The 14,488-nt window shown below is 47.8% G+C and carries 10 protein-coding genes; 5 read left to right on the forward strand and 5 right to left on the reverse strand.

Going from position 1 to position 14,488, the window contains the following annotated elements:
* Positions 1-78: 78 nt before the first annotated feature.
* From G8759_RS04165 to cysM, 3 genes are all read right to left on the reverse strand, one after another.
* Positions 79-2,679: an FtsK/SpoIIIE family DNA translocase gene (locus tag G8759_RS04165; protein ID WP_167205499.1), complete on the reverse strand. Its 2,601-nt coding sequence runs from the start codon at positions 2,677-2,679 to the stop codon at positions 79-81.
* A gap of 121 nt (positions 2,680-2,800) precedes the next feature.
* Positions 2,801-3,874, reverse strand: coding sequence for a quinone-dependent dihydroorotate dehydrogenase (locus tag G8759_RS04170; protein WP_167205501.1), 1,074 nt, complete (start codon positions 3,872-3,874; stop codon positions 2,801-2,803).
* 51 nt (positions 3,875-3,925) lie between these two features.
* The gene (cysM, locus tag G8759_RS04175) at positions 3,926-4,798 is read right to left on the reverse strand and encodes a cysteine synthase CysM (protein WP_167205503.1); all 873 of its coding nucleotides are present in this window, start codon (positions 4,796-4,798) and stop codon (positions 3,926-3,928) included.
* A 259-nt stretch (positions 4,799-5,057) separates the two neighbouring features.
* On the opposite strand from cysM, the gene G8759_RS04180 reads away from it, so the two are divergent.
* Complete coding sequence (locus G8759_RS04180; protein WP_167205504.1) at positions 5,058-5,525, forward strand: LytR/AlgR family response regulator transcription factor; 468 nt, start codon at positions 5,058-5,060, stop codon at positions 5,523-5,525.
* Positions 5,526-5,607: 82 nt separating this feature from the next.
* Here G8759_RS04180 and G8759_RS04185 read toward each other — a convergent pair whose 3' ends face one another.
* Complete coding sequence (locus tag G8759_RS04185; RefSeq protein WP_167205506.1) at positions 5,608-7,311, reverse strand: AMP-binding protein; 1,704 nt, start codon at positions 7,309-7,311, stop codon at positions 5,608-5,610.
* Between the two features lie 249 nt (positions 7,312-7,560).
* Here G8759_RS04185 and G8759_RS04190 point away from each other — a divergent pair, with 249 nt between their 5' ends.
* The 4 genes from G8759_RS04190 to G8759_RS04205 all read left to right on the forward strand — a co-directional run bounded on the left by G8759_RS04190 (position 7,561) and on the right by G8759_RS04205 (position 12,012).
* The gene (locus tag G8759_RS04190; RefSeq protein WP_167205508.1) at positions 7,561-8,199 is read left to right on the forward strand and encodes a Pr6Pr family membrane protein; all 639 of its coding nucleotides are present in this window, start codon (positions 7,561-7,563) and stop codon (positions 8,197-8,199) included.
* Between the two features lie 320 nt (positions 8,200-8,519).
* Positions 8,520-9,569, forward strand: a complete 1,050-nt coding sequence (locus tag G8759_RS04195) for a sensor histidine kinase (protein WP_167205510.1) — start codon at positions 8,520-8,522, stop codon at positions 9,567-9,569.
* Complete coding sequence (locus tag G8759_RS04200; protein WP_167205512.1) at positions 9,566-10,615, forward strand: sensor histidine kinase; 1,050 nt, start codon at positions 9,566-9,568, stop codon at positions 10,613-10,615. Before G8759_RS04195 ends, G8759_RS04200 begins: the two co-directional genes overlap by 4 nt.
* A gap of 299 nt (positions 10,616-10,914) precedes the next feature.
* Entirely contained in the window at positions 10,915-12,012 is a 1,098-nt protein-coding gene (locus tag G8759_RS04205) for a DUF1326 domain-containing protein (RefSeq protein ID WP_167205514.1), read from the forward strand.
* Between the two features lie 239 nt (positions 12,013-12,251).
* Here the strand turns inward: G8759_RS04205 and G8759_RS04210 are convergent, their stop codons facing one another.
* Positions 12,252-14,477 (reverse strand): outer membrane beta-barrel family protein, encoded by a 2,226-nt coding sequence (locus G8759_RS04210; RefSeq protein ID WP_167205516.1) that lies wholly within the window; start codon positions 14,475-14,477, stop codon positions 12,252-12,254.
* Positions 14,478-14,488: the final 11 nt, after the last annotated feature.

The following is a 14,488-nucleotide window of genomic DNA, read 5'->3' on the forward strand; positions in this document are numbered from 1 at the left end:
GTAATTAGACTAGAAAACAACACGAAAAGTTTAATTTGATCCATTTTATTAGGAACTGTTAACGCACTGATTGACTGTCTAGTCTCCCTTCAGGCGTTTCAGTATTTCTTCCAGCATTTGCAGATCCTGAACGAGTACATCGCGAGCTTTACTACCCTCAAAAGCCCCCACAATTTTGGCCGCTTCTAATTGGTCGATAAGCCGCCCGGCGCGGTTGTAGCCAAGCTTGAGTTTGCGCTGTATGAGTGACGTACTTCCCTGCTGATGAATAACAATCAGCCGGGCGGCCTCATCAAACATTGGGTCACGATTGTCAAGATCTACGTCTTTGTCGTCGCTCTGACCACCATCATCACCAATGAATTCCGGCAACGCATATGCCTCATCATAGCCACGCTGGTTACCTACATAATCGCAGAGATCTTCAATTTCGTTGGTATCCACAAAAGGACACTGTAAGCGGATGATATCGGAGTTCGACGATAGCAACATATCCCCCATACCGACCAGCTGTTCTGCTCCACCTGTATCCAGAATTGTTCGTGAATCGATCTTCGATGTTACTTTAAACGATAGACGGGCCGGGAAGTTCGCTTTGATCAGACCGGTAATGACATTCACCGACGGCCGTTGCGTGGCCACAACCAGGTGAATCCCGATAGCCCGTGCTAACTGCGCCAGTCGGGCAATGGGTTGCTCCACTTCTTTGCCTGCCGTCATCATCAAATCGGCAAGCTCATCGACAATTAAGACGATGTAGGGCAGAAAGCGATGGCCTTTATCGGGGTTCAACCGACGTTTTACAAACTTTGCATTATATTCTTTCAGATTCCGGCAACCGCCATCTTTTAGCAGGTTGTACCGATTATCCATCTCAATACACAGCGAATTAAGCGTGTTTACGACCTTTTTCGTGTCGGTAATAATCGGCTCCTCTGAATCGGGGAGCTTTGCCAGAAAATGCCGTTCTAACTTATTGAACAACGTCAGTTCGACCTTTTTGGGGTCTACCAGTACCAATTTTAGCTGCGACGGATGTTTCTTGTAAATCAGCGAGGTAAGAAGCACGTTCAATCCGACCGATTTACCCTGACCGGTAGCCCCAGCCATCAGCAAGTGCGGCATTTTGGCCAGGTCGGCAACATAAATTTCGTTGGATATGGTCTTGCCCAATACGATCGGTAAATCGAATTTACTACTCGTAAAAATATCGCTCGTGATAACCGATCGCATCGAGACCATTTCACGATTCTTGTTCGGTACCTCAATGCCAATAGTACCCATGCCGGGCATTGGCGCAATGATCCGAATGCCCAGCGCCGACAGGTTAAGGGCTATGTCGTCTTCGAGGCTTTTGATTTTAGAAATTCGGACGCCTTTGGCCGGAACAATTTCATAAAGCGTGACCGTTGGTCCGATCGATGCCTGAATGGAGTCGATTTCAATACCAAAATTACGCAGCGTTGTTTCGATACGCTCTTTATTGGCTGTCAGCTCATCTTCCGAAACCTGCGCCTTGCGTGTGTTCTGGTACTCGGTAAGCAGGTCATTCGTTGGGTATTGGTACTGGGGCAGGTCGAGAGTTGGGTCATAGAGCCCATGAGTAGCAACCAGATCATCGTCTTCGAATGGGTCTGGTTCAAAGGTTGGCGCTGGCGTTGCGCCAAGTTCTTCGGGTTCAGCTACCGGATCATCAGTGACCGATTCCCGATTCTTGATCGTCAGTGTTACGCCCGTCGTCTTCGCAATAAGTTCAGGCACGGATGCCTCCTGATGATGCGCATCATTCAATGGACTGTCAGGCGAAGAAATAGCCTCTTCAGGAACAGGAACTGAGTGCGAAAAATCAACTGGAGCCGTATAATCCGGAACCGTTTCCTCATAATCCGCTTCGCTCTCTTCATACGATTGTAGCGTATCGTCAGGGCGTTTGGGCGATTTCGGGCGAACACCACCTGCCAGGTTAGGCGCGGAAAAACTGGGGAGTTTTATATTTCTGACATCGAAGAAATAAACGACGAACAGAAACAGGACAAAGCCAATAAATGCCAGATTTCCCCAACCAAACAGGCTATAGAGGGCAACGTTGAACTCATAGCCAATGCCGCCACACCAGATGCTGTCCGTTTCCGCAGAATCGGTAACGAGAACAATATAACCCAGCAGCAAACTGCTCCAGACCGACAGAAAGAGCAAACCCGCCGTAGCCCGACTTAGCGGTAGCAGTTCTCGCCGGAGCGTAAGTTTATAGCCCGCCAAAAACATAATGATGGGCAGTGTCAATGCGCCAACGCCGAACCATCGGAACACAAATACATGGGCAACGAAAGCACCTACCAGACCAACCCAGTTGCGGGTTTCGGGACCTGATTCGGCCAATGGCTGAGAAAACGCAGCGCCAACTACACTCTGATCGGCCTGGCCGGTAATCAGGTATGATATAAAGGCTATGAATAGACCAACAGCCAGCAGCATAAGTAAAACGCCTAACGTGAGGGTTGAACGCTGGTCGCTAAACCAACTATCGAGCGCGGCTCCCCAGTCAAAAGATGGTCGCGGCTCCCGCAACCGACCTGCGGAGCCGTTGTCGCGGCTTGGCCGGGGCGCATTCTGTCGGTTGCGATCTGGGGTAGGCTGACGAACTGTATTCTGTCGTGATGATGTCGTTGGTTGTGCCATGCGTTGGGGTAGGGCTGAAGCGGCAGTGGTAAATTTCCCATTTTTTAACGAAAAATCGTGTAGAAAAACACATAATTCGGGGAAAACGCGGGAACGGTCCTAAATGGCAAATTTTGGCGAATCAAGCAGTTGGCAGAGCCGAAGTAACCGTTCCGTTCAGAAATGCCCGATTAATACGCTTAGCCAGGCCTGGGCCTTCATAAATGAAACTTGTATATACCTGAACCAAGCTTGCTCCGGCACTAAGTTTCTCCTGGGCATCTTCGGCAGAAAAAATCCCCCCGACACCAATAATCGGAAATGCTCCACCCGATTGCTGATGAAGGTATCGAATCACTTCGGTTGACCGTTCGCGTAAAGGCCGCCCGCTAACTCCACCCGCACCTATCTGCGACACTGTCGTCGGGTTTGTCTGCAAACCATCGCGGCTTATGGTCGTATTGGTGGCAATAACGCCAGCAATACCTGTTTCGGCTACAATGCTAATAATGTCATCAAGTTGCCCATTCGTTAAATCTGGGGCTATTTTTAGCAGGATCGGTTTAGAGGAAGGCCGCTGGCGATTTTCGGTTTGTAACGCTGTCAAGAGGTGAGTTAGCGGTTCTTTTTCCTGAAGGTCGCGCAGACCTGGGGTATTGGGTGAACTAACGTTGACAACAAAATAATCGACCGCATCGAACAACTCCCGAAAACTAATCAGGTAATCATTCAGGGCACTTTCGTTCGGTGTATCTTTATTCTTGCCAATATTGCCGCCAATAATCACGTTTCGGCCACCCCGATTTTGGGCAAAGTGGCGGAGCCTTCCACCCGCTGGACCTGCCCCTTTGTTGTTGAATCCCATTCGATTGATGAGCCCGCCATCGGCTTTTAGCCGGAATAAGCGCGGACGCGGGTTGCCGGGCTGAGGCCGGGGAGTTACGGTTCCGATCTCGACAAAGCCAAATCCCAGATCGCTCAATTCGCTGACCAGATCGGCATTTTTATCGAAGCCTGCGGCCATACCTACCGGATTCGGAAAGGTAAGGCCGAAGACCGTTCGGTGTAAACGCTGATCGTCAAGCACGTATAGCCTGCGGCAAATCGCCGATACGCCTGGGATAGCCAGGGTAAACTTAAGAAGCGTCGTTACGGTATGGTGAATCGTTTCCGCATCAAAACGGAATAACAGAGGCAGAATGATGCGCTTATACATGGCTGCAAAGGTACTGTCTCTACACTATAAGGCCACTAAACCCGGATAAGTTTAGCCAAATAAGTCTGACGAAAGATATCGGTCACCCCGATCGCAGATGATACAGACAATAACTCCTGACTCCAGTTCCTGGGCAAGTTCCAACGCAGCCCATACGGCCCCGCCACTGCTCATACCCGCGAAAACCCCCTCGACATTAGCCAGTTTCCGGGTTTGTTGCGTAGCGTCGTCAGCCGAAACCTCAATGACACGGTCGACCCGTTGCGGCTCAAAAATCTTCGGTAAGTATTCCACCGGCCATTTCCGGATACCCGGTATCGACGACCCGTCGGTTGGCTGACAGCCAACAATCTGTATCGCCGGATTTTTCTCTTTCAGATAGCGCGAGGTGCCCATAATAGTACCTGTTGTACCCATCGATGAGACAAAATGCGTAATCTGCCCATCGGTATCACGCCATATTTCTGGGCCCGTTGTGCGGTAGTGGGCTAAGTAATTGTCGGGGTTTGCAAACTGATTGAGCATCAGGTAACCACCTTTCTGTACCTGTTCTTCGGCAAAGTCCCTGGCGCCTTCAATGGTTTCTGTTAAAATAACCTTCGCACCGAATGCTTCCATCGTTAAGACACGCTCACGGGTAGAGTTTGAGGGCATCACCAGCTCAATATCTATGTTGTAAAGGCGTGCAATCATGGCCAGAGCAATACCTGTGTTTCCACTGGTGGCTTCAATTAACTTCATGCCGGGCTTTAAATCTCCCCGCGATAAAGCGCCCTGGATCATGCTAACGGCGGCTCTATCTTTTACGCTTCCGCCAGGGTTGTTGCCTTCTAGCTTGCCATACAATCGAACATTGGGGTTGGGGTTCAGGCGATTCAATTCTATCAACGGCGTATTGCCGACTAAATCAAGCAGGGTTGCCATGCCAATAAATCTGTGGTAATGTTGTCGTTTTAAGGACAAATGAACTTAATAAGTTCGCAGGGCGATTTTTTCGGTCAGGAAAAGTGATATTCTTTAACGTAAATCAACAGGATAATTTTTTCAAAACGTTTTTTTTCATCACGTAATGAATTGATAATTAAAAATTTGTAAACTTGCTATAGGTTAATCTATGCTGTGTAGCTGAGTCTGCATTACTGGTTTAACTGTATCCTTATTCACACCTTTAAATATATCGATTATGAGAGTAGCTTTGATACAAAAGCCTCTATCCCGCGCTTATGTCGAGCAAATTGCCCTGCAATTCGACATGCCCGACCTCACTCTCCCATTCTGGGGTTACCGTAAAAAAATGCCGATGCACCAAATTGTTCGGCTTGAGGGTGAAGGAAATTATACCCTGTTTCATTTTTCTGATGGCAGCCAGTTGATGGTTTCGTTAACACTCAAAAAAATGGAGGAGCGGCTGTCGTCAAAAGTTTTTGTTCGCCCTCATAAAAAGAACATTATTAACCTGCTGTATCTGGAGGGTATTTATCCGGATGTGCTTCAGCCGGGCCGGCCCCAACTAAGTGCCTGTCTGGTAAATGGTGACCGGGTTGAAGTATCACGCCGTAAAGCGAGCCGGTTTATTAAGCAGGTAAAAGGGTTTCAGGAAGAGGTATTATTGTTGAATGTTAAACCAAAAGAGGCCGTTTTAGCTGCCTGATTGGCATCATCATCACCCACAAAGAGAAAGGCCCTGAACAATACTGTCGGGGCCTTTCTGTATTTGTAAAAGCTGATTATGCTTACTTCTTCTGTTTAGCCAGTTCTTCATCCCGTAAGGGTCGCCGAAGAATCTTGCCCACATTCGATTTAGGCAATTCGGTACGGAATTCAATCTGTTTTGGTATTTTGTAAGGCGTCAGATTTTCGCGGCAGAACGCTTTAACATCATCAGCCGTTAAAGCCGGATCTTTTTTGACTACAAAAATCTTAACGATTTCGGTCGATTTTTCATCCGGAACACCAATGCAGGCAACCTCAAGGACGCCGGGGCACTGGGCAACCACATCTTCGATTTCATTGGGATAAACATTGAATCCTGACACCAGAATCATGTCTTTCTTGCGATCGACGATTTTGAAGAATCCATCCTCGTTCATGACACCAATGTCGCCTGTTTTAAACCAGTCGCCCATCATGACCTGGGCTGTTTCGTCGGGGCGGTTATAATAGCCGGGAAATACCTGCGGGCCACGGGCAACAATCTCCCCCGGCTGCCCTACCGGCGCTTCAGTGCCATCTTCGAGAATAATTCTCATTGTCGTGCTGGGCCACGGAATACCGATCGTACCAACCCGAACCGTACCATCAACGGGGTTAGAAGACAGAACAGGCGAAGTTTCGGTTAGGCCATATCCTTCGCAGGGTGTGTTGCCCGTCAGCTTGGTCCAGCGTTCAGCTACAGACGTTTGCAGAGCCATTCCGCCCGCCGATGTTACCTTCAAATTGCTAAAATCTACCTCACCGATACGCGGATGATTCAGGAGGCCATTGTAAAGCGTATTGACGCCTGTAAAAGCGGAAACTTTATATTTTTTAAGATCGTCGATAAAGGCGTTCAGATCGCGCGGATTCGTAATGAGCAGATTCATACAACCGCTCTTGAGTGCTGATAAGGCATTGGTCGTCAGGGCATAGACGTGATAGAGTGGCAACGCAGCGACAAAAATGCCCTGCCCTTCCGGAATACCTGATGGTGTTATCCATACATGTTGCCCCTCTACATTGGCGACCATGTTACGCTGAGTAAGCATGGCCCCTTTCGAGACGCCCGTCGTACCACCGGTATACTGCACAAAGGCAAGGTCGCTGCTTTTAATCGCTACAGGTTGAAACGCATGGCGGCTTCCCCGGTTTAACGCATCGTTGAACGGAATGGCGTTGGGTAAGCTATACGAAGGAACAAGTTTTTTGACGTATTTAACGACAGCATTGACAATCTGCTTCTTAGGAAAGCCCAGTAAATCACCGAGTTGAGTAACTACAACATGTTGAATATCAGTTTTGTCGAGTATCTTCTCCAGATTAGCCGCAAAGTTGGCCAGAATAACGATCGCCTTTGCCCCGGAATCTTTAAACTGGTGCTGCATTTCGCGGGGGGTATATAGCGGATTTGTATTGACCACCGCCAAACCAGCTCGTAATGCGCCAAACATGGCAATTGGATATTGCAAGGTGTTGGGCATTTGAATAGCCAGTCGGTCTCCTTTTTTGAGGCCCAGGTCATTCTGCAAAAAAGAGGCAAACTGCTGAGAAAGGTGGTCCAGTTCACCATACGTGATTTGCTTGCCCATGCAAGCATAAGCTGGCCGGTCTTTGAATCGCTGACAACCTTCTTCAATCAGAGCTGCCAGTGACGGGTAAGCATCGGGATTTATTTCGTAGGGAACGCCTTTAGGGTAAAAGCGAAGCCACGGGTATTTCTGATCAGTTGTGGGGGTTTCCATGTACAAGGATTGGAGTTTCTATAGCAAAAATAAAACAAAATCAGGAAAGGTTTTGTCGCAGCGGGAATTTACGAAAAGGGGATATTGATTAAAATTTACCGCCCATATCCTTAGTAGCCGGTTAAAATGAAGGAGTGGTCAATCGGGCTATTTAGGGGTTCTATGGAATGTCTATGGATCATAACTGGCTTGACAAGAGAGTATAATCTGAGGATAACGGAACTTATTATACGCTAAATGTAGACGATTATGAACGATCAATACACAGCTAATAGGCAGGTTTTTGTTGCAATTGGAGCCCTAATGGGGTGGCTGGCAGTCGGGCTTCAGTTATACCTGATTATTCTGAACCGGGTCATGAGCATTCCCCTGACAATCGTTCAGTTCTTTAGCTTTTTTACCATTCTTACCAATATATTGGTTGCGCTGTGTTTTACTTTCCTATGGTTAAGGCCCCAATCGGATCGGGGAATTTTTTTTTCCAGCCCGCAAACCTCAACCGCCATAGCCGTTTATATTGTTATTGTCGGTTTAGTGTATAACTTAATACTTCGTCAGCTCTGGGCCCCGCAAGGTTTGCAACGCGTTGTTGATGAAGCGCTTCATTCGGTGATGCCCATTTACTTTGCGTTTTACTGGTTCATTTTTGTTCCCAAGGAAAAACTAGCCTGGGCCAATGTTCCTGTATGGTTACTTTATCCGCTTGGTTATATCGTCTATATTTTAATTCGCGGAGAGTTTTCGGGGTTGTATCCCTACCCGTTTATTGACGTAAGCAAATTAGGTTATGCTCAGGTGATGCAGAATAGTGTCTTTTTAACGCTTGCTTTTCTAGTTATTTCCCTGCTATTCGTTGGGTTAGGAAAGGTTCTTAGTCGGAATACATAAGGAATGGGGATAGAGCTTTCACTCAGAAGCGTGCCACAGTTATCAGGAGTAGTATCAGTAACCACCGTTCGCAGCTGCGGTGCCACGCGTCTGAGCGAAAGTCCTGGAGGTGTTTCGACTATTGATAATGAATCTTAACGGCTTTTCTTGTCAATATGCTGACAGTAAACTAAATTCAGCAATGGATCCGGGATGCCCCAAAAGGCCGGAACTGCATTATAGTGTTACTGTAACGAAATACTTCCTGTTGCTGGCGGGTAACGTTTATACTGCTAAAAAACAACAATCCTTATTGTGCTTCATATCGTCTGAAAATACCCGTGAACGTTCTCAATGATAAGAAAATACGGATTATTGGCCCTTTAGTCTTATTTCTGGGGGGCACGCTGTTTTTTCGGCTGGACTGGTATCTTGAACTATCAACGGGTATCGTGGTACGGTCTGACCTGATCGGTCTAACAGCAGGATACATTTGCTGGAATATTGCTCGCTGGGTAGTCATTCAATTGCAGAAAAAGTACCCCGGATTAGCCAATACCCGTCGGCGGTTACTCTGGATGGCCTTACTCATGCCGCTGCTGGTCAATTTTGCCTGGCTGATTCGACAGCTTGCCCATATCGCATTCAACAACGCTTCCTACATAACACAAACGTTTCCTAATTATACCTATTCGATTGGTATTCAGATATTTTACCATTTCATCTATTTTATCATTTATGAAGGTAGCTACATTTTAGGGGCGTGGCGACAGGCTTACAACTACAACGAACAGCTTAAAAAAAATAAACTTCGCCATCAGCTTGATACGTTAAAAAGCCAGATTAATCCTCATTTCCTGTTCAATAGCCTTAACTCCCTGTCGATGCTGATTTACGAAAATCCCCGGCAGGCAGAAACATTCGTGGATGAGATCAGCAGTGTGTATCGTTACCTACTCAGGGCCAATGATCAGGAACTAACGACACTGGGGCTCGAATTGCAGTTTATTAAATCCTATTTTCAGCTCCTGAAAACCCGATATGGTGCAGGTATTGAGCTACATATTGCCGTCGATGAGTGGCAGTTAGAGCGTAGAATTCCCCCCTTGACACTGCAACTGCTTGTTGAAAATGCCGTCAAACATAATGTAATCCTGCCCAAACGGCCATTGATAATCGAGATCATGGCGAAGGAGTCGTTACTCGTAGTCCAGAATAATCTACAGCGAAAAAAGACAGCCGTACCTTCTAACAAGGTGGGATTGGCGAATATTGCCGCCAAATACCGCCTTTTAGAGCAGCGCGACATCACGATCCACGAAGCGAACGGGCTGTTTGTGGTCACACTGCCCTTACTGACTAACCAATCGGAGGCTAAAGCGACCCTATGAAATCCCTGGACGACACCCGACTACGTTTGCTCGGTCCGATAGGGCTTTATGTGTTCGTAAGTGTGTTTTTTCGACTTGAACTCTATATTAATCTGCCTCTAAATAGATTTTTGGTTAGCGTTACCATTGCGCTGACGTCTGGTATTATCTGCTGGCAGCTTGCCCGCTGGGTAGTTCTCAGAATTCAGCAACGATACCCTGGCTTAACGAATACCCGCCAACGCCTGTTGTGGCTGTTGGCAAGTTTACCGCTGTTAGTCGGGTTTGCCTGGCTCCTGCGCCATCTGGTTCGTTTTCTGATTGAGGGTACATTTCAATATTATAGCACCCCCGTTGAGCTGAGCCGGAATATTGGCATCCAGATTTTCTATCACTTTATTTACTTCGCTCTGTATGAGGGCTGGTACATCTTGCAGGAGTGGCAACGCGAAACAGTGGAAACCAGTACCCTGGAAAAAGTATCTTTACAAAGTCAGCTTATTTCGCTTCAGCATCAGGTCAATCCGCATTTTTTGTTCAATAGCCTTAATTCACTATCGTCACTGATTGGCGACAGTCCTGTTCAGGCCGATGTATTTCTGGGTGAGTTAACGGCCGTTTTTCGTTACCTGCTGCAAGCCAGCGAGCACCAACTGGTTCCTTTACACGATGAGATTGCGTTTATCCGATCGTATTTTCACTTATTACAGACCCGGTATCAAACGGGCCTGATACTGGATCTGTCGGTTGATACGTCGGAGGGCCAGGGGCTGATTCCACCGCTGACCCTTCAGGTATTGGTCGAGAATGCCGTGCGCTACAACGTCATTCTACCCGGTAAACCGCTCCATGTCCGCATTTATACAACCGCTGACCAACGGCTGTATGTAGCCAATACACTTCAACCGAAGAGCCTCCGCGTCGAAACGGCGGGTGGTGGGTTAAGTAACCTGGTCACTCGATATGAATTGCTCAATGAAGGCAAACTGGTGATTGAAGAACAGCCGGGGTGGTTCATCGTAAGCCTGCCATTGATGAGCGAAGGAAGAGTAGCAGAAGTAGGATGAAGGTAACATCACCGATGAGTAATCAGCGCTAGGTATTATCGAAAGCGATAATGCCGACCAGTCAGTACGAATATTTTTCAGCCAACGTAAGAATCTGTGAATTGATTATAGTCTGTTGCTCCGCCATTGTTTTTTCAGGCTCGTTATAAAGTATTTGAGATATATAATTTTGATAATCAGTTATTTGTAGAAATTGTGTCAAATTTTAAGCGTTGCGCGTAGGGGTAGGAACGAGTGAAGCGGTCATATCCGGGAAGCTGACAGTCGGTTTCCCGGATTGATAAATCGTAAACACAAGTATGAAAACGTTACTACTGCATCTCAGCGCATGTCTTTTGATCATCAGCCAGACGTATGCACAGGATACCACTTCCCTCGATAAGCAAAAGGACCGCCAGAATCGTTATCCCAAACGAGCTGCTCAGATTGGCTTTATTCCACCGTTAAGTACCAATGGACTCGAGAGCGGAAAGGTCAGTAACCGCTTCTCCTTAAATGCATTGGGCAGCTATGCCGCAGCACTGGACGGCGTCGAACTGAGTGGTCTATTCAATGTCGAAAAAGACTATGTCGATGGCGTTCAATTCGCTGGAATCGTCAACAGTGTAGGCAATGAGCTGGAGGGGGCTCAATTCGCCGGAATCACCAACATTGTCGGTGGCAATGCCCACGGGTCGCAATTTGGGGGAATTGCCAATGTCGTCGGAAAAGGGATGAAAGGCGCTCAATTTGCCGGTATTGCTAACCTGGTTGGGCAGGATGTTCGTGGCGTTCAGATTGCCGGAATTGCTAACATTGCCAACGCTGTAACTGGACCTCAAATTGCCGGAATTGTCAACATTGCCGGTCGGATCAAAGGCGCTCAGATCGGTCTGATCAACATTGCCCGGGATATCGATGGACCCCAGATTGGGTTGATCAGTCTTTCTCCTAATGGTTACCGCCGTTTCGAGGTATGGGCCAGTGATGCGCTACACGCCAATGTAGCCTTTAAAATGGGTGGTAATCGTCAGTTCTACAATATTTTCGCCCTTGGCGCTACTGTGCCGACAACTAATCGGACCCGCTGGGGTTACGGATATGGTATTGGTACAAACCAGCCAATAGGCAAGCGAGTCCAGTTGAGCCTTGAAGCCATTTCGTATCAGATTCATGAAGAAAACACGACATGGGACCAGCTCAATATGCTGAATCAGGCCCGGTTCAGCTTCATCTTCCCTATTCACAACCGAATGGCCTTCACGTTGACGCCTACTTTCAATGTACAGGTGTCCCGACTGGAAGTAGCCGAAGGTATTGGTTCGGAATGGGTGGGTTGGTCCGTTTATGACCACTTAACGGATAACGGGACGCGCGTTCGGATGTGGCCGGGCGCTACTGTTGGATTGCAATTTTAGAATACCGTACCACCCGAAAAAGCCGGGAATCAGTGTTTAATTACGTAGGGGCTTCACCGGTACGTAACGTATCATCTGGCCCGGTTTTGCTCCGTTTCGGCGGTTGATTGGCTGCGGTAACCGGTTTTGAGTGGTTTTCCAAAGCGATACATAAGGCTGATAGTGAAATTGGAAGTCGGATAAGTCCTGTCGAAATAGATGTCCGTTTCGCCTACGCTGTATGTACCTGCCACGTTGGTCTAATGAAATAGATCGTTGGCTGTAAACCGGAGTTTCCATGCGTTTTTGAAGAAATCCTTTTCTAGCCCAAGCGTAACCGTTGCCCTGCTCTTGTTGTAATAAAGCCCGTAATACTTGTCGCCCAGATACCAGGCCAGGAGCTGTATTTTGACCAGGTTTTTGATCGTAAATGTATTGCTCGTGTACGCATAAAGCTGGGGACGTGGCTTGACCAGTTCGAAACCGTACTGATTATCAATTGAGTTACTTTGGCTCAGTGTGACGGTGTTGGTGGTATTCCACCAGCCAATCGTCAACGTGGCCGAGCCGGAAAGGAAAAAGGTATGATCTTTTTCGAGGTTAATGCCTTTCAGCACGTAGCTATTTGGGCCATCGCCCCGCAGCGCGGCACCGCTTCGGGGGTCAAGTGTATAATTGTAACCTGCTCGTAGATCAAATTGCCTGTAATTCATGCCGATTTCAAACGCGTGGACCTTCTCGGGTCGCAAGCCGGGATTTCCCTGAATACTCGTGAAGGGATCCTGATAAATTACCCAGGGGTTCAGTGCCTGGTATCGGGGACGGGTGATCTTGGCCACGTAGGAAAGCCGGAAGGCCAGGTCGTCCCAAACGGTTTTGGTAAGTAAAAAATTGGGGAAAACATTAAAATAGCTTTTCTGGATCATCTGCCCAGCTCCGGCTGTTGTGTTGAGAGTATAATGCGTCCATTCGTTCCGGATTCCAGCCCCAAAGTGGACGCTTTTACTGATTGCGCCAGAATAATTGATATAAGCCGCCGGTAACCACTCGGTATAGTCGAACTGGCTGGATAATTTCGGGTCAGGCTGAAAATATTCTCCGGAAGCAGCAACGAGAAAGTCCGTTCCCGACGCGGTTGTCGCATACGTGAGCTTTAAACCGGTTTCGAGTTTTTTATCGCTTCCAAATGCCTTCGTATAATCGGCCTGAGCACTGAAAATAGTAATGGAATAGGACTGGTTGTTTTTGAGCCGCCGTGAGAAAATGCTGTCATTTAAGGCATTGTTTTCGCTGATCAGGTCGCGGACGTCCGTACGGAAACGGGTAACCTGGCTACCTATGAAGAAGGCTGATCCGAGAGAGTCGAGCGTCCGGTTGTAGTTGAAAATCAGTGAATGGTTCAGCCTCTTTTCGTTTTTGGCGAGCCTGCTGTTGTAAATACCCTGGTTAATCGCATCTGTGATGCTATTCCGGCTGTCCTGACTGCCTCCTAACTTATCCAGATTACCCTTGTAACCCAGCGAAAAGTAAGTGTTATCGGATGGGTTGTACTGGATACCGACCCCATAACTGGAATAATTGCGAAGTTTTCTCTGCCAGTCGGTCGTTAAATCGGAGTGGAGAAAGTTGGTTGTAGCAGGCCGGGTTCGGGTCGTGTGAAGTATCTCACGATCGTGGCCAGCTCGAAGCGTATAATTCGCAGCAATCGTCAGTTTGCCTTTTCTGTGATTCAGGTCTGACAACGTATTGCTTTCTCCACCGGCAAAATCTGAATAGGTATATTGCTGGGTAATAGAACCGGTCGTGCCTTTTTCTGCATTCGCTTTGGTAATGATCCGGATCACTGCCTTGCCTTCAGCGTCGTACCGGGACGATGGGTTGGCAATAATTTCTATCCGGATGATCTGGCTGACTGGAATGGCAGCCAGTTGCTCATAGGTAATCGCCTGGCTGTTCAGAAATAGAAGCGCTTCGCCCTTACCAACCACACTAATGCGCCCGTCGTTAAAGGTGACTCCGGGCGATCGTTCCAGAATCTGGGTTACAGATGTACTGCCCGCCAGGATGGTGCCGGTAACCTGGACGTCCACACTGCCGTTGCTCCCCTGACTGACTAATGGCGCCTGGCCACTGATACGCACTTCATGTAATTGAAAATTACGCTCCTGCATGACTAGCACACCCAGATTCAGTTGTGAATGACCATTATTGTGAATGCGGATGAGTGTATCTGCAAATGACAGGCTGCTTAATCGAAGCACAGCATTCGTTTGCGATATCGCCGGAAAAGATACGACGCCATCCGGAAATAAGCCGCTTTTTAGTACCGCAGAGTCGGGAATGGAGAGTAGCCTTGCATGCACGGCAATGGGTTCCTGACCGGCATTGATTACCCTGGCCGTTAAGGAATAAACCTGCTGACCACTTGCAGAACGGGTCAGAGTAAGCAGGATACCTGTTAAACACAGCAAGCCAACTGGTTTCATGGCTGATTTAG

The organism is Spirosoma aureum, from assembly GCF_011604685.1.
Classification (GTDB): Bacteria; Bacteroidota; Bacteroidia; order Cytophagales; family Spirosomataceae; genus Spirosoma; species Spirosoma aureum.